This window comes from Streptomyces sp. LS1784, from assembly GCF_020103755.1.
Taxonomy (GTDB): Bacteria; Actinomycetota; Actinomycetes; order Streptomycetales; family Streptomycetaceae; genus Kitasatospora.
In genome coordinates this window covers 16118-36821 of the sequence record NZ_JAHSQD010000025.1, presented here as the reverse complement: position 1 = coordinate 36821, position 20704 = coordinate 16118, and the positions used below count along the sequence as shown (strand labels likewise).

Here is a 20704-nt window from a genome sequence, read left to right as displayed (position 1 = left end):
AGATGTCCCAGTCGATCCCACCGGCGGCATCCGCCTCCGCCTGGACCCGCTGGAGCAGGCGCTCCCACGTCCCGTCCGCCGACCAGCGACGATGCCGCTCATGGACCGTCTTCCACGAACCGTAGCGCTCAGGAAGATCCCGCCACGGCACGCCCGTTCGCGTCCGGTACAGGATGCCGTCGATGACCTGCCGATGGTCCCGCCACCTGCCACAACGCCCGTTACTCACCGGCAGCAGCGGCCGAAGCCGCTCCCACTGGCCGTCAGTCAGATCACCCCTACTCCCCATAGTCATATCAACGACTCAACTGATCGACAGGACACGGCCTAGCACCCCTTCACCATCCCTGTCTGGCCCTTCTTATGTCGCGCCTTCAAGGCCCGATCCCGGTGTACGTTCCAGAAGCATGGCTGGCTTCAACGACGCGGTCGCTGGCACCGCGGACGACCTGGTGGCCGACGCCCACGACATGGGTGTTCGGCTGCGCCCCCGAACGATCAAGGATTGGGTGGAGAACGGCCTCCTCGCTCCGCCCCTCTTCCGCAAGACGACCCAGCGGGGCAGTGAGGCCCGGCTGTTCCCGCCGGAGCAGCGCGTCCTCTTCCAGAAGATCGTCGAGGCGAAGCAGCGGTCACCGCTTCCGAAGGTCCCGCACCACACGGTCGTCCCCGTGATCATCCACATGTGGCTGGAGGACTCCGGAGTCGTCACCGACGAACAGGCCCGCAGGGCGCTGCGGACCTACGCGCGGAGCGCCGGCGTAGCGACAGCCGCCGGCCGCAGAACTACGGCCCGGGCGGTGATCGCCCAGTTCGCGCACCCCGACGCCCCGAGAAACACCCGGCGACTCGTCGAGCACCTCCTCATCGATGCGGAGAGGACACGCAGCCCGAAGTGGAGCCTGCTCGGAGCGGCGATGAAAGACCTGGCCGTTCCGCGGAGGGACGGAGCTCGTTGGCTCGACGAACGGACCCTCGGACTTCCCGAAATGCCCATGACCTTCGACTACGCCGTGCTCCTATGGATGGTCAAGGCGGAGGTCACACGAGACCTCCAAGCGGAGAGCATCCAGCCGAAGAGCCTGCTGGCCGCCCGAGGTGAGTTCCGTCAAGGCTGGGCAGAGTACCAGCGCGACCGATCGGCGCTGATGGCGCGGGCCGGTGCCAGCGCGGCCCTCTTCGCCCGCCCGGAAGGCGCGGAAGCACAGGTCAGGGAGCACGTGGATGCGTTCGCCTCGACCATTGGCCGAGTTGCCGGGCAGACGGACATGATCATGAATGGCGCTCGCGGGGACCTCAGTTGGCGGAGCCGGGCTTAGGCCGGGTGACCGCGAACTCGACTTGACTGGTCCCGATCGACAGGCCACGGGGAGCTGAGCGGGTCCTGTAGGAAGTCGACAGCCGGCGTAGGTCGCCGCGACGGCCTCGGATGAGGCTGTCCCGGTGGATAGCCGGTGGACGGACGCCTTTGGACGGTGCAGTACGGGGTGGCACGGGCCAACCCGCCGCACATGCGCTGATCAGGCAATACACCACAGGGCGGCACAGGGCGGCACTACGCAACATGAACCCTCATGGTCTCGTAATGCGTAGGCCTGAACCCGCCGTGCATCGGTGGTTTTGGCGACTGGCGACTCGTTGATCTGCCCACTCCCGACGCGATGACGAGCAGTGAATCTCGTAGTTGGGCACGCCTCCGCCGGAGTGCGGGTGTGCAAGATATTCGATCTCTGCCTTGCCGGATCGCATCAGCGACTAGGCTGACCAGCGACGATTACGGCTATGGCGGTGCCGCACGTGTGCGAAAGGGCTGAGTGAGAGTATGCCGGGGATGCCCGAGCGGATCGGCCGGTTCATTGTGGCGCGGAGGCTTGGATCGGGGGGTATGGGCGAGGTCTTCCTCGCGTACTCGCCCGCCGGCGACCCTGTCGCGGTGAAACTGATCCGCGCTGACCGGCTTGATCCGGTGACACGGGCGCGCTTCGAGAAGGAGGCGCGGGTTGCCCGAGAAGTAGTCGGCACCGGCCGGGTGGCACGGTTCCTGGATGCGGACCCGTATGCGGACCGGCCGTGGATGGCGATGGAGTACGTGCCGGGTCGCACTTTGCTTGAAGCGGTGGATGACGAGGGGCCGCTGCCAGCAGTCCTTGTGGCAAGCCTCGGTGCCCTGTTGGCGGAGGGGCTGGGCGCGGTGCACGCTTCGGGGCTTCTGCACCGCGATCTGAAACCCCAGAACGTCATCCTGGGCGACTACGGGCCGGTGATCATCGATTTCGGTCTGGCGGCGTTCGCGGACACGACGCAGGAGTCCCTGTCGCACAGCGGGATGATCGTCGGGACGGTGCGGTGCATGCCTCCCGAGCAGGCATCGGGGCATCCGCAGGTGACCACGGCGGCGGATGTCTACGCGTTGGGCACTGTGCTGCTGTATGCGGCGGCTGGGCACTATCCATACGACGGGACCCGGTGGGAAGCGATAGTGGCCCAGGTCGCCAATCCGGCCCAGGCCCCGGATCTCAGTGGCGTGCCAGGACCGCTGATGCCGCTGCTCACCTCGATGCTCGCGCACGAGCCGGAGGACCGGCCGGTGCTGGAGAAGGTTGCGCAGGAGTGCACCAGGCTTATGGCTGTGCTGGGGGCCGAAGCGGTCTCGGCGCGGCAGGCGCTGATCGCTCGGACAAGCGCGAAGGGGCCGGTTGCCTCCGGCGCCGAGCTGCTGACCGTAGCGGTTGAGGACCGGCTGAGGGCCCTTCTCGCCGAAGAGCTCTCCTCTTATGAATCGAAGGCGTCCGTTGAAGCCGCAGGTGACGCCGCCGAGTCGCCTACGGGGGCGCCCACAGATGAGCAGGCTGCGGAGATTCCGACAGCGGCGGAACCGGCGGTAGCCCCAGCGGGGCCGAGTCGCGCACGTCCTCGTATGCCGGCGTCGCAGCGGATCGCTGATGAGCTTCGGAAGGCGTACGCACCGCAGCCCGCGTTGTGAAGCTGGCTGTGGGGAGCGCGTGTCGGTGGCGGGTGGGAGCCTGGTTGGATGCCTTTGGGCGCCCGACTGAAGCCGGTCACACACACGGAGTGATCAAGGTGGGGCGGTAATGACGGTGAGTGGACGGGAGAGCGGCGTGGCAGTCGAGGCAGGGCCCGGTGTCGGGGCAGAAACCGGGTCGGAGCCGAGCGACTGGAGCGACTGGGCTCCGGAACTCGCGCCGGATGCCACCCCCGTGAGGGCGACCGCTCGGCCGGGGTTCGCCGCCGGGGCGCAGGTGCTGGTGCGGGATGAACAGTGGCTGGTACGCAAGGTCGACCCGACTGAGCGCGACGGCTGGATGGTCGAGGTCACTGGTGTGTCCCCGTTCGTGCGGGGCATGGACGCGGTGTTCTACAGCCGGCTGGACGAGATCCAGGTCCTGGACCCGCGCGAGACCAGGCTCGTGGCCGATGACTCGCCCAACCATCGTCGGGGCCGGTTGTATCTGGAGGCGGTGGTCCGCAAGTCGTTCCTACCGCAGACCGAGCACGGCCTGGCGCTGGCCGACAACTTCCTGATGGATGCGCAGACGCACCAGCTGCGGCCGGCCGAGCTCGCGCTGTCGATGACCAATCCGCAGCCGCGTCTGCTGATCGCGGATGTGGTCGGTCTCGGCAAGACCCTGGAGATCGGGATCCTGCTTGCGGAGCTGATCCGCCGTGGCCGAGGCGAGCGGATCCTGGTGGTCACGCCGCAGCACGTTCTGGAGCAGTTCCAGCGGGAGCTGTGGACGCGCTTCGCGATCCCGCTGGTGCGGCTGGACTCCACCGGCATCCAGCGGATCCAGCAGGAGATCCCCTCTGGGCGGAACCCGTTCACGTATTTCAAGCGGGTCATCGTCTCGGTGGACACCCTGAAGCGTGAGGGCCAGTACGCGCATCACCTGGACAAGATCAAGTGGGACGCGGTGGTCATCGACGAGTCGCACCGGCTCGTCAACCGCGGCACCGACACCAATGCCCTGGCCAAGCTGCTCGCGCACCAGACGGACGCGTTGATCCTGGCCTCGGCGACTCCTCACAACGGTGACGCCAGGTCCTTCGCGGAGCTGATCAGCCTGCTCGATCCGGCGGCCATTGCAGACCCGGGCAGGTACGAGGTGTCCGATCTCGAGCACCTCTACATCCGCCGCACCAAGACCACGCCTGAGGTCCGCGACTCCCTCAAGGGCGCCTGGGCCGACCGCGGCCCCTCCATCCCGGTGCACGCGCCGGCGAGCGAGGCCGAGCTCGCTGTCTTCGAGGAGCTGGCCGATCGCTGGATTCCGCGTGACGAGTCGGCCGCGTCGGTGGCCTGGAGCCAGCTGGATGCCTACAACCTGCTCAAGTCGTTCCTCTCCTCCCACCACGCACTGCTTCAGACCGTCACCACCCGCAAGAAGACCCTCACTGAACGAACCGACCTGGCGAAGGCGGAGAAGGATCCGGCCCGCGCGAAGCGTCGCAAGCGCACGGACGAGGAGGCCGCGACCGAGCTCGCGGCCCTCACCGACCTCGAACAACTGGCGCGCCGGATCGGTGACCACGACTCCGCAAAGCTCCAAGCCCTGGTCACCGAACTCCGCAAACTGGGCGTCGGGCCCGGCTCGGACGTGCGCGTGGTGGTGTTCTCCGAGCGCGTACCCACTCTGAAGTGGCTTGCCGAGGCCGTACCGGCGGCTCTGGGCTTCACCAAGGGCCCGAGCGCCGACACCAAGAAGCCCTGGCTGGCCTACGGCCACGGGGACGGCACGACCAGCGCGGTCCAGGTCATGCACGGCGAGGCCACCACCGACCAGGAGCAAATGAAGCTGATCGAGAAGTTCGGGCTGCGCGACGACCCGGTCCGGCTGCTGTTCACCGGCGACGTCGCCTCCGAGGGTGTGAACCTCCACCAGCAGTGCCACCTCCTGATCCACTACGACCTGCCCTGGTCGCTGATTCGCATCGAGCAGCGCAACGGCCGTATCGACCGCTACGGTCAGACCCGTTCCCCGCAGTTTCGGGCCCTGGTGCTGACCAGCGACCTGCCCTGGCGCACCGACCCGCGCACCGGCGAACCGCGCACGCTGGATGACCGGCTGGTCGGCGAGAAGCTCCTCAAGCGCGAGGAGGAAGCGCACAAGATCGAGGGCTCGGCCGAGGCCGTCACCGGCATCTACCGCGCGCAGGAGGAGGAGAACCGCCTCACCAAGGATCTGATCGCCGGCCGCACCGTCGAGGAGTCGATCAAGACCGCCCGGCAGAGCGGCGGAGGTGGAATGCTCGCCGGACTGCTCGCCCAGGTCGGAGTCACCTCCACCCATCGCGGGGTCCTGCGCGCCCGCGCGCCGAAGCTGTTCGCCGACACCGCTGAATACTTCGAGGCGGCCCTGCGACAGGTCTGCCGCACCAACCCCGAGGACGAGCTGACGCTGCGCCGCGACCCGGACGGAACGATCGCGTTCGAGCCGCCGCGCGATCTCGCCTACCGGTTCCGCGCGCTGCCGAAGTCCTATCTGGACGAGCAGCACATTCTGGGCAGCAAGAAGGGCCCGGGGCGACTGCGGGTGACCTTCTCCAAGGAGCTCGCCGGTAAGCGCCTCCAAGCCGCCCGCGACTCCTCCGAGACGTTGTGGCCCAACGTGTCCTTCCTGGCGGACATCCACCCGGTTATCGACTGGCTCACCGACAAGGTCCTGGTCGAGATCGGCCGCCACGAGGCGCCGGTGCTCGCCGCCGACGTGCCGCACCCGACGTTCCTCGTCCAGGGCATCTACTCCAACGCCTTCGGGCGTCCCACCGTGGTGGAGTGGATGGCCGTCCACGGTCTGCCCGGCGAGCCGGTGGTCGAGGTCATGGACAACGAGTTCCTGGCCCGTGCCGGGGTTGGCCCGCAGATGCCCGGCCGCGCCGTCCCGCGCGACCTGCCCGCCCTGCAGACCCTCGTACCCGCCGCGATCGACGTTGCAACCCAGTACCTGACCGCTCGGGAGGACGACTACCGCCAGCAGGTCGAAGCCACCCTGGAGCCCTACCGCAAGCGGCTGACTCACTGGAAGCAGGAAGCCCTCTCCGCCGCCACCCGCCCCGACAAGCACCGCGTGGCGCTCACCGCCAGTGGCCGCTTCGACCTGGTCAAGTCCCTGGAGACCTCCGGCGCCCCTATGCTGCGCCTGCTCGCCGTCCTGGAGAACTCGCACTGATGAGCACCGACTTCGACTCCTTCAGCAACCGCGGCGAGTACTTCGCGGCGCACTACTTCGCCGAGCAGCTCGCCGCCGACCTGAAGAAGCACCTCCTCGACACGTGGACGCTGCGCGAGGGCGACGAGAACGACAAGCGCACCACGCCGCGCGAGCGGATCCGGACCCTGCGAACGCCGTACTTCGGCGACGAGCTTCGCGGCTTCTTCGCTGACGCCACTCAAGCAGACGCCGAGGACGAGTACTCCCGCCGCAGCCATGGCAACGAAGAGTGGACCAAGCGGCTGGGCGAGTGGCACCAGCAGGTGCTGCATGCCCTCGGGTTCGACGATGCCGCGCCCGGCGAGCTGACCGTGCACCGCGCCGGACGCGACCACATCGTTCAGGTCGCTTACCACGGGCACGGCATCGTCGCCCTGGACTGCGGCTGGGCCACTGACAACGATGCCGCGCTCGACGCGGCCGGCCCTGGGCGGCTCCTGCACCCGCTGCGGGTCAGCGCAGCCGAGAGCTACAACGACGGTGCCGCACTGGCCTCCTGGCTGTTCGCCGGCACCCTGGGCGGCGCCGACGGCACCCCACCGCGCTTCGTGCTATTGCTCATCGGCGGCGTCCTCGTGCTGGCCGACCGCAACAGCTGGGGCGAGGGCCGCTACCTCGCCGTCAACCTCGATACGGCGCTGGAACGCAACGACCGCAAGCAGGGCGGTGAACTCGCCACCATCGCCGGCCTGTTCAGCCAGGAGATGCTGCGGCCTGGCGACAATGGCGCCGCCCCACTGCTGGACGAGTTCCTCAAGGCATCCAGCACTAACGCGGTCGGCGTCAGCGGGGAACTGCGCAGTGGCCTGCAACGTTCGGTGGAGATCATCGCCCAGGAGGTCCTGGACCGACTTGCCGCCACCGACCTGGAACCCGGCGACATCGACGACGGCCGAACCCCGTTCGCCAAGCAGCTGACCCGAGAGTGCCTGCGCTACCTGTACCGGATCCTGTTCCTGCTCTACGCCGAAGCCCGCCCCGAGCTGGGCATCCTGCCCGCCGATGACGGCAGCTACGAAGCCGGCTACTCCATGGCCCGACTGCGCGAACTCGTCGCCCGCGACGAACAGCTCGTCGAGGCGGCCGCCCGCGACGGCTTCCACCTCTACGAGTCTCTCGCGGTGCTCTGCGCCAAGGTCAACTACGGCCACCGCCCCTACGGCAGCGAGCCGGACGACGAACTCCCGGGCGACGACGAGGAGACGAAAAAGGAGAAGCGCGAGCGGCGCAGCGAGGACCGCGGCCTGCGCTTCGAGCCACTGCGCAGTGAGCTCTTCGATCCCAAGTCCGTGAAGCTGATCGGGCGCGGCACCCAGGACCCGCGCGCGGACGAGGATGAGCCGGCCTGGCTCGACCTGCGACCCCGCAACGCGGCGCTGCACGAGGTGCTGCGGCTGCTGACCATGAAGGACGCGAAGCGGGGCGAGCGCGGCGGCTTCATCTCCTACCGCAACCTCGGCATCAACCAGCTCGGCGCCGTATACGAGGGACTGATGTCCTACACCGGGTTCATCGCCCAGGAGGAGCTGTGCGAGGTTGCCAAGGGCGGCGACCCCAAGGACGGCTCCTGGATGATCCCTGCCAACCGACAGGATCAGTACCCCGACGACGTCTTCGTCCAGTACGACGAGCGCGACGCCCGCAAGGGCCTTCGAGGGCGCAAGAAGTACGCGCCGGGTTCCTTTGTGTACCGGCTCGCCGGGCGTGACCGGCAGACCACGGCCTCGTACTACACGCCGGAGTCACTGACCAAGGTCACCGTCGAGCTGACGCTCAAGCATCGGCTGGACCAGGAGAAGGATGCGAACGGCAACCCGGTTCGCACCCGGGCATCCGAGCTGCTCACGTACAAGATCTGCGAGCCCGCGCTGGGCTCGGGGGCATTCCTGAACGAGGCGATCAACCAGGTAGCCGAGGAGTACCTGCGCCGGCGCCAGGACGAGCTAGGGATCACCATCCCCACCAGCCAGGCGTTGACCGAGAAGCAGAAGGTCAAGGCGTACATCGCGCTGCACAACGCCTACGGCGTCGACCTGAACGCGACCGGTGTCGAGCTCGCGGAAGTGTCGCTGTGGCTCAACACCATGCACCCCGGGATGCGAGCGCCGTGGTTCGGGCTGCATCTGCGACGCGGTAACTCGCTCATCGGCGGGCGCAGGGCCGTGTACGACGGGGATGTACTCGCAAGCAAGGACAAGCTCTGGCTCAAGGCGAAGGGCGCGCTCGCACCGACCGCGTTGCCGTTCCTCGACTCGGACGGCCGGCGGCAGGAGCTGCCCGAGGGAGCGGTGCACCAGTTCCTCTTGCCTGCGGTGGGGTGGGCCGCGGTGGCGAGCGAGAAAGAGGCAGGAACGCTCGCACCGGGGCAGAAGTTGCGGCTGGCGGCCTGGCGCAAGGGCATCCTCAAGTCACCAAGCGCCAAGGCACCGCGAGGGAAGGCCTCGCAGCTGAAGCGACTGCAGGCAGTGGCCCGGCGCGCGGAGTTCCTGTGGGAACTGGTGGTTCGGCGTATGAAGCTCTCCGAGGAGGAGATCTCCCGTGCCATAGATGTGTGGGGTGGCTGGTCCAGTGAGGGCGATCGGCCGGACGAGTACGCCTTCCTGCGCCGCCCAAAGGGCGCGGTTGCCAAGGAGAAGGTCTACCGCGACCTGTTCGAGACCCAGGGCACACCGTATTGGCGGCTCAAGACCATGATGGACACCTGGTGCGCCCTGTGGTTCTGGCCGCTGGAGGAGACCGGGCTGCTGGACGGCAGCGCTGCTGTCTACGCGGCGGAGGACGACGCACTCGCGAAGGCGGCCTTGGCCGGACTCCCGCAGGTAGACCGGTCAGAACCGGAGCCAGCGCCCGCAGGCGTCGTCATGGCCGAGCAAGCGGCGCTGTTTCTCCTGGTCGGTGAGCAGGGCTCCTTGCTGCCTGACCTGAGCGAGGCGAGGCCGGAACCGGAGCCGCAGCGGAAGAAGGCCCCTGCCGCGCCCCGGCGTCGCCAGCCGCCGACACGGCGGCCTGTCATCGCGCTCAAGGACCTCGCCGACTGGCTCGACTTCGCCGAGGCGCTGCTCGGGACATACGATGCCCCAGCGGATTCCTTCGTTGCCAACCTCGGTACGCTCGACGCCATCGAGGCGTACGAGGACAACCTGCCGATGTTCATGGGCATGGACTCAGTTCCGAAGCTGAGCGAGCGATTCCCGTGGTTGGGCATCGTCCAGGACATCGCTGAGGAACAGGGCTTCCTGCACTGGGAGTTGGACTTCGGCTTGGTCTTTGCTTGGCACGGCGGTTTTGATCTGCAGGTGGGCAACCCTCCGTGGGTGCGTCCGCGTTGGGATGAACCGGCGGTGCTGGCCGAGCGGGAGCCGTGGTTCATGCTCTCGGAGAAGGCCTCGGTGGCGGAGAAGCAGCTCCGGAAGAGCGAGATTCTACATTCGCCGGAGTCCCAGCGGTACGTTCTCGGCGAGCTGACGTCCACCAGCGCCCAGGTTGCACTGCTTGGTTCCGAGCAGGTATATCCGCTGCTGACAGGAACTCAGCCTGATTTGTACCGGGCGTTCATGTGCCAGGTATGGGCACACACGGCCGCGGCGGGATCGGCAGGGCTCGTCCACCCAGACACCCACTTTACTGGCGAGAAGGAGGGAAACATTCGGGAGGCGGCCTATCAACGCTTGCGAATCCACGGGGATTTTGTTAACGCCGGGCAGCGGTTCTTCCCAAAGCCAGTCGGACATGCAACACATTTCGGGGTCCACATCTACGGCGGCCCCGGCGAGATCGGATTCGACCATCTCTCCTGGCTGGTATCGGCAGATGCGCTTCGGCTATCGGGAAGTCATGACGGTGCTGGCGACGTTCCCGGTATCCGTTACCGCAACGGCGAGTTCGACGAACGGCCGCATCGCACACGCGTGGTCCGGGTCGATCGCGAGTTGCTCTCTGTCTGGCAGCGACTGCTAGACGAGGATGGGCAGCCAGTGGAGCAGGCCCGCCTGCTCTTTCCGGTGAGCACGGCAGAGGCCTCGGCTATTGAGGCGCTGGCTGACTATCCGTTGCGATTGGGTACTCTTCAGCCGCAGATCTCCCCTGGCTACCACGAGAGTGGCGCGAAAGCTGAGGAACTGATCGACTACAACCGCCCGAACGGTCCTCGTGAAGTCCCGCAGCAACCGGACCGCTGGCGCCATGTCATCCTCAAGGGCACCCAACTAGGTCCCGCTACTGCCGTTTTCAAGCGCCACGACGCCAACAGCAACGACCCTTTTGGCCTCGATCTCGTTACCCTGCCGGACGATTTTGTCCCCGACACCGCCTACGTGCGTGTGAAGAAGAATAGTGAGGCGTACCTCGCAGCGCAGGACCGCTGGATCGACTACCGGGCGCTCGCCCGTCTGCGCGCGGACGCGGCTGCTATCGCCCGCGCCCGCACATACATTGCGGCACGAGGGCGGGTCATTGAGGACGAGGTTACGACGGAGCAGATCGACGACGTCCTAGTGGCTCGATCCCGGCGCCGTTACGCGATCTTCCATCGCCTGGCCTGGCGCCGTCAGATCGCGCCGGATACAGAGCGGGCTCTGTACGCTGCGCTCGTTCCACCTGGGAGCACCCATGTGGATGGCGTCAACAGCCTTGCGATGCCTGACCTCCTTACAACGGCATTGGTAGCTGGCTTCTGGGCTTCGATCCCGCTGGACTATTTTCTGCGCGCGACGGCGCGGACCAATCTCTGGGGAGCAGTGGCCAGAGCCATGCCTGCGCCCTCCGCTGAGCACCCTCTCGCCCCTGCCTTGCTCCTGCGAACCCTGCGTCTAAACTGCGTCACTCGCGCCTATGCCGTCTTGTGGTCCGAGTTGTACGACCCGTGCTGGTCGACTGAAGAGCATTGGGCATGCGATTGGCCGGGGCTTCAGGCGCTGCACCATGTTGACCCTCACTGGCGTTCCGACACGCCGCTGCGCTCCGAGCGAGCCCGTCGCTCAGCCTTGGTCGAGATCGATGCTCTCGTCGCGGTCTGGCTGGGCATGGACGCTGATGCCCTGATCGCCGCGTACCGAGGACGGTTCCCCGTCCTGCAGAAGTACGAGGCGGTGACGTGGTTCGACTCCGAGGGCTGGAAGCTCGCTGGCAACGCACGCACGATCGGCCAGCGCCAGTCCAAGGACAGCTTCGCCAAACTCAGTGCATACCACGCTGCTCCCGATACAGCCCCCGTTCCCGAGGGCTACACCAAGCCCTTCTACAAGGCAGACCGGGAACGGGAGATGCGCGAGGCGCATGCAGTCTTCCAGGCCCGTCTGGACGCGGCAGTCGCCCGCGGCGAGTGGGATCCGATCAAGCAGGAGGTGCCGAGCTCATGAGGCCGACGTTGGAGGCGCAGGCGCTCAAGGAGAGCCTGCTGCAGTACCTCTCGACCACCTACGCGCTCACCGACGAGGGCGCGCGGCTGGCGCTGCACAGCTTCCTGGGGGACGAGACGTCTGGCATGTTCCGGGGGCCCTTCCTGCGGATCCGTACGCCGTTCATCCAGGCGGACGCCGACTGGCGACAGACGCTGGAGTGGGCACCCTCAAGCGGCTGGACGCCGTACGCTCACCAGTCACGCGCGTTCGCCCGCCTCTCCTCGGCGAACGGGCACGCTCCGGAGCCGACCCTCGTGACCACCGGCACCGGTTCCGGCAAGACGGAGTCGTTCCTCATCCCGGTCCTGGACCACTGCCGCCGCGAGCGGGCGGCAGGCCGAGCCGGGATCAAGGCGGTCCTGCTGTACCCGATGAACGCGCTGGCCACGGACCAGGCGCTGCGCATCAACGATCGTCTTCGCAAGGATGATCACGCGCTGTCTCAGGTGACGGCCGGCCTCTACATCGGTGACGTTGCCGCCACCCGCTACGAGCGGGTGGAGACGAACCGGGCGGCGATGCAGACCACCCCTCCCGACATCCTGATCACCAACTACAAGATGCTCGACCTGCTCCTCCAGCGCCGCGATGACGCGCCGCTGTGGGAGGACGCGGACGTGCGCTACGTCGTGGTGGACGAGTTCCACACCTTCGACGGCGCGCAGGGCACGGATGTGGCGATGCTGCTGCGCCGCCTGGCGTCCTCCCTCGGAGTCTCGGAGAAGGGTCGGCCGCTGGGCGGGATCTGCCCGGTGGCGACTTCCGCGACGCTCGCGTCCGGCACGGACGAGGCCGGAGCGGCCGAGTTGCTGAAGGTCACGACCGAGGTCTTCGGGACACTTTTCACACCGGAAGCGGTAGTCGGGGAACGACGGCTGACGGCAGAGGAGTTCATCCCGTCGGACGCTATCGAGCTGCTGCCCGTCCCCACCCCGGAGCAGCTGGCAGCGATGCCCGATTCGTCGCTGAGCGACGAGGCGCGCGACGACCTGGTGGAGGCGTTCACCGGGCAGCGTGGGCTGGATCCGTTCCAGCTGGGCGCCCAGTTGAAGAAGCACATCCTGACCCAGGCCGTGATGATCGCTCTGGGTGGGGAACTGAAGTCCACTGACGAGATCCTCGCCGTGCTGTGGCGGGCGGGCGCGTACTCGTGGGGGCAGGCGATCACGCAACGCCCAGAGCAGGCCGCCGAGGCGCTGGCCAGGTTCGTCGCGTTGCTGTCGGTGGCCCGCGACCCGGACTCCACCACCGAGGTGCCTCGGCCGCTCGTGCATATCGAGGTGCACCAGTGGGCTCGATCGGTCTCCCGGCTGCTGCGGGGTGTCCTGCCGTGGCCGAAGGCACAGTTCCAATGGGACGCGGGTGACGCCCCACAGCAGGGCGGCCCGGACCGGATGCGCAACGCGCCGGCGACGACGGCGACCAGCGCAGAGGCGGCGAACCTGTTCCTGCCCGCGGTCTACTGCCGGGACTGCGGGCGTTCGGGCTGGGCGGTGTTCGTTCCGGAGAGCGATGACCTGGCGGTGGAGGTCAACCCGGCGAAGATCCGGCGGGCCTCTGCCACACAGGACAAGATCCGGGTGCGGAACCTCATTGCCGCGACGAACGAGCAGGCCAAGCGGGCCGCCGCCGAAGCGAAGATCGCCGCCTCGGCACGCACCAAGGGTTCGAAGGGCTCCGGACATGGCCAACTGCACGGCGCCGGCGGCGATCTGATGGTGCTCGACGGCACGCAGCGCCGCCTGCGCCTGCCCAGTCCGGTCGGCGATTTCGACCCGGAGTCGGGCGAGCCTCGGCTGGGTACCCCGGATTCGGCCTTCGTCTGGGTCAACCGGGGGGCCACAGCGAACACGGCGGCGAAGGAGGACTGGTGCCCCGGGTGCGGCGAGCGCAACGCGATCCGTTACCTGGGCACCGGGCAGGCCGCGCTGGCTGCGGCCTCGATCACCCGGCTGTTCACCGGTGGTGAGCTGGACGAGAAGCGTGACGAGTGCAAGACGCTGATGTTCAACGACTCGGTGCAGGACGCCGCGCACCGCGCCGGGTTCGTCGCGAACCGCTCCTATACCTTCTCGCTGCGCGCCTTGCTGGTCGATCACCTGTCCGAGTCCGAGCCGACCGCTCTGCACGAGCTGATCGCGAAGGTGATCGCGGACACCACCAATCCCAAGACCCTGGCCGCGGTGGTGCCGCCGGACCTGCACGATCTCAAGGGAGTCGAGCGGCTGCTGTCGGGCAAATCCCGGGGCGGTGACCAGGCGACCTGGCGATTGATCGGCGAGCGGCTGGCATTCCAGACGCTGATGGAGTTCGGACTGCGGGCCCGCCAGGGCCGCACTCTGGAGCTGACACGGACCGCCGCCGCACACGTGCGGATCCCCGATCCGGCGGCGGCCGTCGCGCTGGTGCGTGAGGCGCACGTGGAGACAATGCGTGACCAGACGCTGGTCCCGGTCGACGATGCGCAGTACCTCGCGTTCCTGCGAATCTTCCTGGAGCGCCTGCGGTGGCGCGGCGCGATCAAGCACCGCTGGCTGGAGAAGTACCTGGCCGAGACGGGCACGAGCCGCTACTTCATCTGGAACCGCCGTCCGGCGGGAATGCCTGCGTTCCCCAAGGGCGTCGGCGCCCCGGTGTTCCTCATGTCGGGCCAGAAGGACGGCAGCGAGTTCGACCCCGTCACTGGCCGGCTGGTCTGGCACGAGCGATGGACGGGACGCTGCCTGGGAATGCCGCGCGAGCAGTCGCCGGAGTTCTGGGGGCACCTGCTTCCGACGCTGCACTCGGCGGGACTCCTGTCGATGCGTACGGCGAAGGACGGAGCGACGCGGATCTACGGACTGCAGCCGGGCGCGATAGACGCGCTGCTGCTGTCCGACGATGACGTCGAGACCGCTTACGTGCGCTGCCCGGTCTGTTTCTGGGAGCAGACCGTGCACCCTTCGCTGTTGGAGCAGTGGCACGACGCGCCGTGTCCGTCCTACCGGTGCACGGCGGGCCGGCTGGTGGCGGGGACACACGCACGCGAGGGGGATGTGCACGCCCGGGACCGCAAGTTCCGGGACGACTACTACCGCCGGCTCTACTACCGTGCGGGGACGTACCAGGTGGTGACCGCCGAGCACACCAGGATGCTGGACCGTGAGGAACGCGAGACGGTCGAGGCCGCCTTCCGCAGAACGGGCGAGGAGCGCCGCTTCAACGATCCGAATGTGTTGTCCTGCACCCCCACGCTGGAGTTGGGCATCGACATCGGTGACCTGTCGGCCGTTGTGCTGGCTTCGCTGCCTCGTAGCCCGGCGAACTACGCCCAGCGGGTCGGCCGAGCCGGCCGCCAGACCGGCAACGCGTTCCTGCTGACGATCCCGGAGAAGCGCAACCGCGACCTGTACTTCCTGGAGCAGCCGAAGGAGATGATCGCGGGCCGGATCGTGCCGCCGGGCTGCTACCTGTCGGCGGTGGAGATCCTACGGCGCCAATACCTGGCGCACCTGCTGGACCTTGCCTCGCGAGGGCGCCTCGTTGACGGCCAGGGCAGGGTCCTGCCGGGCCTGCCGCGCAAGATGAAGGGCCTGTTCGGCCCTGATGGCTACCTGAGCGACCTCGTCGAAGTCGCGATCACTCAGGGCGATTCGCTGGTCAGAGCGTTCCTGGACCTGTTCCCCTCCGGAGTGTCCGACCAGGCCGCCGCTGACCTGCACACCTATGCCACCAGCGGCCTGCGCAGCAAGGTGGAGGAGGCCGGTCGGATCTGGGCGGCGCGGGAGGACTCGCTGCGTGCTCGCATCCGCCACATCAACGACGCCATACAGGAGTTGCACGACTCCGACCCCGAGGAGGCGCGGCAGAAGGCGGAGTTGGAGGCGGAACGACGCGGGGTCGGGAAGCAGCGGGGAGAGTTGGAGGACACCCCGGCGCAGGGCGCGCTCTGCGACCTCGGTCTGCTGCCCAACTATGCCCTGGCGGATACCACCACCGTGCTGGAAGCCACGCTCTACTGGCCCGACGGCGAGGACACCCCCGGCGGACGGACCCGCTACGACTCCGCGCTGCGCAGCTACGACCGCCCGCAGCGCTTCGCGCTCCAGGAAATGGCGCCGGGCAACACCTTCTATGTCAAGGGCTACCGCCACGAGATCACCGGCCTGGACATCGGCACTGCCTCCCAGCACGGCTGGCAGACCTGGCGCGTGTGCCCCCAGTGCGGCTACGTCCGCACGGAAGGCGCGAGCGACGACCGAGACCCCTGCCCGCGCTGCCGTACCACCGCAATCGCGGACGACGGCTCATGCCTCTTCAAGGTCGTCCAGCCGCGCCTGGTGACCTCGCGGGACAAGCGCGAGGACGCGCGGATCCGCGACGACCGCGACGAGCGCGACCCGCGCTTCTACGAGATGGTCACCGCGGTGGACATCCCCGAGGAGAGCCTGGAGCCCGGCTCGTGGCGGCACACCAAGGAGACCTTCGGCGTGGACTTCTGCCGCAGCGCGATGGTGCGCACCATCAACCTGGGGCCAGCCCGCTTCGACATCCCCGCCGCCGACGCGTTCGCCGGGCACACGGTTCGACTCAACCCGTTCCATGTGTGCACCGGGTGCGGCGCGGCCACCGCCGACGGCCGCCCGGTCTTCGACCACGACACCGATGCGCTCAGCGCCTCCGACGCCCGTGACCCGCGTCTGAAGCACCACCGGCCCTGGTGCCCGGTGCGCCGCGGCAAGGCGCGCGCAGCCGAGCAGCTGCCGGTGCTCCTCGCGCACGAGCTGCGCACCGAGGCCCTGCGCGTCCTGCTGCCGGCCGCGACCGTCCTGGTCGAGGAGAAGATCCACTCGTTCCGGGCCGCGCTGCGGCTCGGCGTGGACCGCCAATTCGGCGGCGACCCGCAGCACCTTGACCACACACTGGCCTCCAAGCCGGACGCCGGCACGGGTGAGCGGCGCTGGTACCTCGTGCTGTTCGATGCCCTCCCCGGTGGCACCGGCTACCTCCACCGCCTCACCGACCCCGACGTCTTCCGCGCCACCTTGCTGAAGGCCCACCAGGCGCTCGCCGAGTGCCCCTGCAAAGACGAGGAGCACCGCAAGGCCTGCCACCGCTGCCTGCACCGCTACACCGCTGAGCGCCACCAGGCCCAGCTCTCCCGCATCCAGGCCCTGGAGATGCTGGAATCCCTTCTGTTCGACGCCGACGGCGGCGATGCCTGGCAGGCCACGGACGTGACCTCCACCGGGTTGATCGGCCTGGAGAGGCAGGTCGAGTCCGACCTGGAGGCCCGCTTCCTGGCTGCGCTCCGCACGTGGAGCGCAGCCAGCCAGGACGCGGTGCTCGACGAGGACGGACGCGCCAGCGGCCACCTGAAGATCAGCACGAGCGATGAGCGGCTGAACTGGCGGCTCACCGCCCAGGAGCGGCTCATCGGCACCCGCACCGACTTCACCTTCACCCGCGTCGACGGCCCGCCCGGGACCGTGAAGGTGTACCTCGACGGGCGGCGCAACCACGCCGCCCCCGACCGCAACCGCCTGGCCGACGACGGCGCCCGCCGCGACCGGGTGCGCGCGGGCGGCGCGATGGTTTTCCAACTGACCTGGCACGACCTGGACCTCTTCGAGCAGCGCCCCACCCGCGCGATGCCGATGTGGCCACCGTACGAGTGGGCGGCGCAGGAAGCCGCGAAGGACGCGTACGAGGCCATGGGCGGCAGTCGCCCGCAACTGGCCGGGGCGGTGTTCGCCAATCCGATGGACACGCTGCTGGCCTACTTGCGAGACCCCTCGCCTGAGCTCTGGGCACGCCGGGCCAACGCCCTGGTCAGCGGCCTGACCGCACACCCGACCACCTCACTGGCCGGCTCCAGCGCGCACCGCGGCCAGCTCATGGCCACGCTGCGCGCGGCGCTCGGCGAGGCCAACGGGCAGGCCCCAGACGACGACGGGCACGTCGGGCTGGTCCACGTCCTGCGCACCACCGACAACCACGGACTCGCCCTGGCACTCGCCGTCCGCGACTCCGACCAGGAGGCACCCGCCTGGACGGTACTGGCGTGCCTGGATGATGACCCGGCGGTGATGGACAGCGAAGAGCACAAGCTGCGGTGGCGAGCCTGGCTGTACTGGTCCAACCTGCTGCAGTTCCTTCCCTACGCGGGAGGGGACGGCATCCAGATGACCAGCAGTCAGGTGCTCGACTATCCGCTGGACACGCTCGCGGTATGCGGAGGCGTCGGCGAACTCATGTCGCTCACCGCCGCCGAGCGCCAGGCACCGGCCGCAGAGCCGTCGGCACCTGCTGAGCCCGCGATCGGCACAGCGGCTGACTCCGGTTCCTCCTTCGAAGAGCAGGTCGCTGCCCTGCTACGCGACCACGCGTGGGACACGGACTTCCTCCCGCACATCGACCCCCAGGAGGAAGCCGATCTGCTCACCCTCGCCACCCGGATCGCCGACCGGGGAAAGAAAGCGCCCAATGTGTTCGGCTTCGAACTCGGCGCGAGCCTTTGGCCGGCCGATTTCGTCTGGCAGGGTGACGATGCCAAGATCGCCGTCGTCCCCTGGTCGCCGGACGGTCTGCCCGACGCCGAGGCCGAGCGCCGTGACGCCGCATACCGTGCGGAGGGCTGGACCGTACGGACCGCCGCCGACTGGCTCGACCACTTCGACTCCCTGATCGCCCTGCTCCCCGATGCGCCCACCCTCGGCGCAGCGCCCGACGTGGAAGGCTCCCTTCGATGACCGCCCGGCTCAGCCTGTACCAGAAGGCCGAACAGGAGCTGTACAAGCTCGATCGCCAGGTGAAGGCGAAGTTCTACGACTTCAGCCACCTCTTCCGGCAGGACCCCTGGCACGCCTCGCTGCGGCTCAAGCCCCTCAAGGGCGACGGCCGGATCTTCTCCGCCCGCATCGACCCCTCGTTCCGGGTCCTGCTGACCCGGACCGGTACCGGCGCGAACGGCGAGGAGAGCTGGCTGGCGATCGCGGTGCGCCACCGCCGCGACGTCTACGAGCAGCTGTCCGTCGCAGTCAACCGGGTCACCGGTGTGATCGAGTTCGTCGACCTGTCCGTGGTCGGTGAGAGTGCTCTGCGACGCGCCGGGATCCAGCTCACCCCCGCCGAACCGGATGCCGATCCGGGCGAGGACACCGCGCTCGCCTCTACCGCCCCATCGACGACGGCCGCGGAACCGGAGCCCGCAGCCCCGCTGCTGGCAGCCTACGACGCCGAGCTCCTGCGCGAGCTCGGCGTGGCCGAGGCCCTTGTCGACCTCGCGCTCGTGGTCACCACCAGCGACGAACTCGACCAACTGGTGGACGGCGCCCCACTGCTGACCAAGGACGTCCTCTACGGCCTGGCAGCCGGACTCCCGCTCGACGACATCCGCCGCGAGATCACCGGCGCGGTCGCACTCGAGGAGCGGCCCAACCCGGAGGACTTCACCGCAGCGCTGGCCCGCACCGTCGTCACCACGGTCGACGACGCCCTTCGAGCCGTCATCGAGGAGGGCGACTTCCGCGCCTGGAAGATCTTCCTTCACCCCACCCAGGCCCGCCTGGTGAACCGCACCTACAGTGGCCCGGCCAGGGTCTCCGGCGGCCCCGGCACCGGCAAGACCATCGTGGCCCTCCACCGCGTCCAGCACCTGGCCAAGCAGCTCCCGCCCGGCCAGAACAAGCCCATCCTGGTCACCACGTTCACCAAGAACCTCACGACGGACCTGCGCGCCCGCCTCGCCTCCCTGGTGGAACCCGACCTGCTGGCACGAGTCGAGATCATCCACATCGACCAGCTCACCGCCCGCGTCCTGGGCGAGAACGCCGTCTCCGGGCGCGTCAAGAGCCGAGTGGACAACCTGGCGGCCATCAAGGAGCTGCGCGATCTGCTCCTGGAGCTTGACGAGCGCACCTGGGAGCCTGAGTTCCTCTTCGAGGAGTGGGAGCAGGTCGTGCTCGGCCAGGCGGTGCCCACCCGCACCGCCTACCTGCAGGCCCGCCGGGCAGGCCGCGGACGGCCGTTGACCCGGATCGAGCGGACCGCCGTGTGGAAGCTGCTCGAGCAGTACACCGCCCGCCTCGACAAGCTGAACATGGAGACCTGGAGCCAGGCCGCCGAGCGTGCCGCCCGCTTCGAGATCGAGCGCGCTGAGCGGATCCGGGCGCGCGCCGAGTACAAGGAGGAGATCGGGGGCCAGGAGCTGATTCACCGCGACGCCACCGATTCCGCCATGCGTTACCTTCGCCATCGCTACCAACACATCGTCGTCGACGAGGCCCAGGACCTGAGCCCCGCACACTGGAAGATGCTCCGCGCGATGGTCGCGCCCGGCCCCGACGACCTGTTCATCGCCGGCGACACCCACCAGCGCATCTACGACAACCAGGTGGCCCTCGGCGCGGTCGGCATCAACATCAAGGGCCGCGCCGCCCGGCTCACCCTCAGCTACCGCACCACCAAAGAGATCCTCGCCAAGGCGATCACGGTCGTCAGCGGCAACAACCTCGAGTTCGACGACCTCGACGATGGCACCGATACCCTCGCCGGCTACCGCTCCGTCCTGCGCGGCCCCGACCCCAAACTGGTCGGCCACACCACCTGGCAAGACGAACTCGCCGCCCTTGCCGACACCCTCTGCACCTGGCGCACCGAACTCACCACCGACGAGGCCGGCAACACCACCCGCGACGCCCGCGGCCTCATCGCTGTCTGCGTCGCCGACCGCAACAAGGTCAACGAAGTCATGTACTACCTCACCACCCAGGCCGGCATCACCTGCGCCGAACTCACCAAGGACGGCGCCCGGGGAGATGGCGAGGTCCACGTCGGAACCATGCACCGCTTCAAGGGCCTGGAGTACCAGAGGCTGGCCATCGCCGCCGCGAGCGACGGCATCCTTCCCCGATCTTCCATCGAGCAGTACCGCGACAGTGATCGGTCCCGTTACCAGCGAGAACTGCGCAAGTCCCGCGCGCTGCTCTTCGTGGCCAGCACGCGCGCTCGCGATGCCCTGACGATCTCCTGGCACAACAAGCGCAGTCGGTTCCTGCCCGGCTGACCCGATCATTCGCTCGCATCGCCTCGGGG

The 20704-nt window shown here is 68.3% G+C and carries 7 protein-coding genes; 6 read left to right on the top strand and 1 reads right to left on the bottom strand.

The genetic code is table 11. From position 1 onward, the window contains the following. Positions 1-289, bottom strand: a 289-nt coding sequence (locus tag KS423_RS05805) for an IS5 family transposase (RefSeq protein ID WP_224275707.1), incomplete at its 3' end; no start/stop codon positions are given. A 118-nt stretch (positions 290-407) separates the two neighbouring features. Here KS423_RS05805 and KS423_RS05800 point away from each other — a divergent pair. The 6 genes from KS423_RS05800 to KS423_RS05775 all read left to right on the top strand — a co-directional run bounded on the left by KS423_RS05800 (position 408) and on the right by KS423_RS05775 (position 20675). Next, positions 408-1319 (top strand): hypothetical protein, encoded by a 912-nt coding sequence (locus KS423_RS05800; protein ID WP_224275698.1) that lies wholly within the window; start codon positions 408-410, stop codon positions 1317-1319. 512 nt (positions 1320-1831) lie between these two features. Beyond that, positions 1832-2983 (top strand): serine/threonine-protein kinase, encoded by a 1152-nt coding sequence (locus KS423_RS05795; RefSeq protein WP_224275696.1) that lies wholly within the window; start codon positions 1832-1834, stop codon positions 2981-2983. Between the two features lie 235 nt (positions 2984-3218). Then, positions 3219-6188 carry a DEAD/DEAH box helicase gene (locus KS423_RS05790; protein WP_224275693.1) on the top strand — a complete coding sequence of 990 codons (2970 nt, stop codon included), beginning with the start codon at positions 3219-3221 and terminating at the stop codon, positions 6186-6188. Continuing rightward, positions 6188-11587 (top strand): hypothetical protein, encoded by a 5400-nt coding sequence (locus KS423_RS05785; RefSeq protein WP_224275690.1) that lies wholly within the window; start codon positions 6188-6190, stop codon positions 11585-11587. Before KS423_RS05790 ends, KS423_RS05785 begins: the two co-directional genes overlap by 1 nt. After that, positions 11584-18360 carry a DEAD/DEAH box helicase gene (locus KS423_RS05780; protein WP_224275686.1) on the top strand — a complete coding sequence of 2259 codons (6777 nt, stop codon included), beginning with the start codon at positions 11584-11586 and terminating at the stop codon, positions 18358-18360. Before KS423_RS05785 ends, KS423_RS05780 begins: the two co-directional genes overlap by 4 nt. Further along, positions 18357-20675, top strand: coding sequence for a UvrD-helicase domain-containing protein (locus KS423_RS05775; protein WP_224275683.1), 2319 nt, complete (start codon positions 18357-18359; stop codon positions 20673-20675). Before KS423_RS05780 ends, KS423_RS05775 begins: the two co-directional genes overlap by 4 nt. The last annotated feature ends 29 nt before the right edge of the window (positions 20676-20704 follow it).

Coding starts and splice junctions, on each gene's coding strand:
- KS423_RS05800 (WP_224275698.1), top strand. CDS start 408: ATGGCTGGCTTCAACGACGCGGTCGCTGGCACCGCGGACGACCTGGTG.
- KS423_RS05780 (WP_224275686.1), top strand. CDS start 11,584: ATGAGGCCGACGTTGGAGGCGCAGGCGCTCAAGGAGAGCCTGCTGCAG.
- KS423_RS05775 (WP_224275683.1), top strand. CDS start 18,357: ATGACCGCCCGGCTCAGCCTGTACCAGAAGGCCGAACAGGAGCTGTAC.
- KS423_RS05795 (WP_224275696.1), top strand. CDS start 1,832: ATGCCCGAGCGGATCGGCCGGTTCATTGTGGCGCGGAGGCTTGGATCG.
- KS423_RS05785 (WP_224275690.1), top strand. CDS start 6,188: ATGAGCACCGACTTCGACTCCTTCAGCAACCGCGGCGAGTACTTCGCG.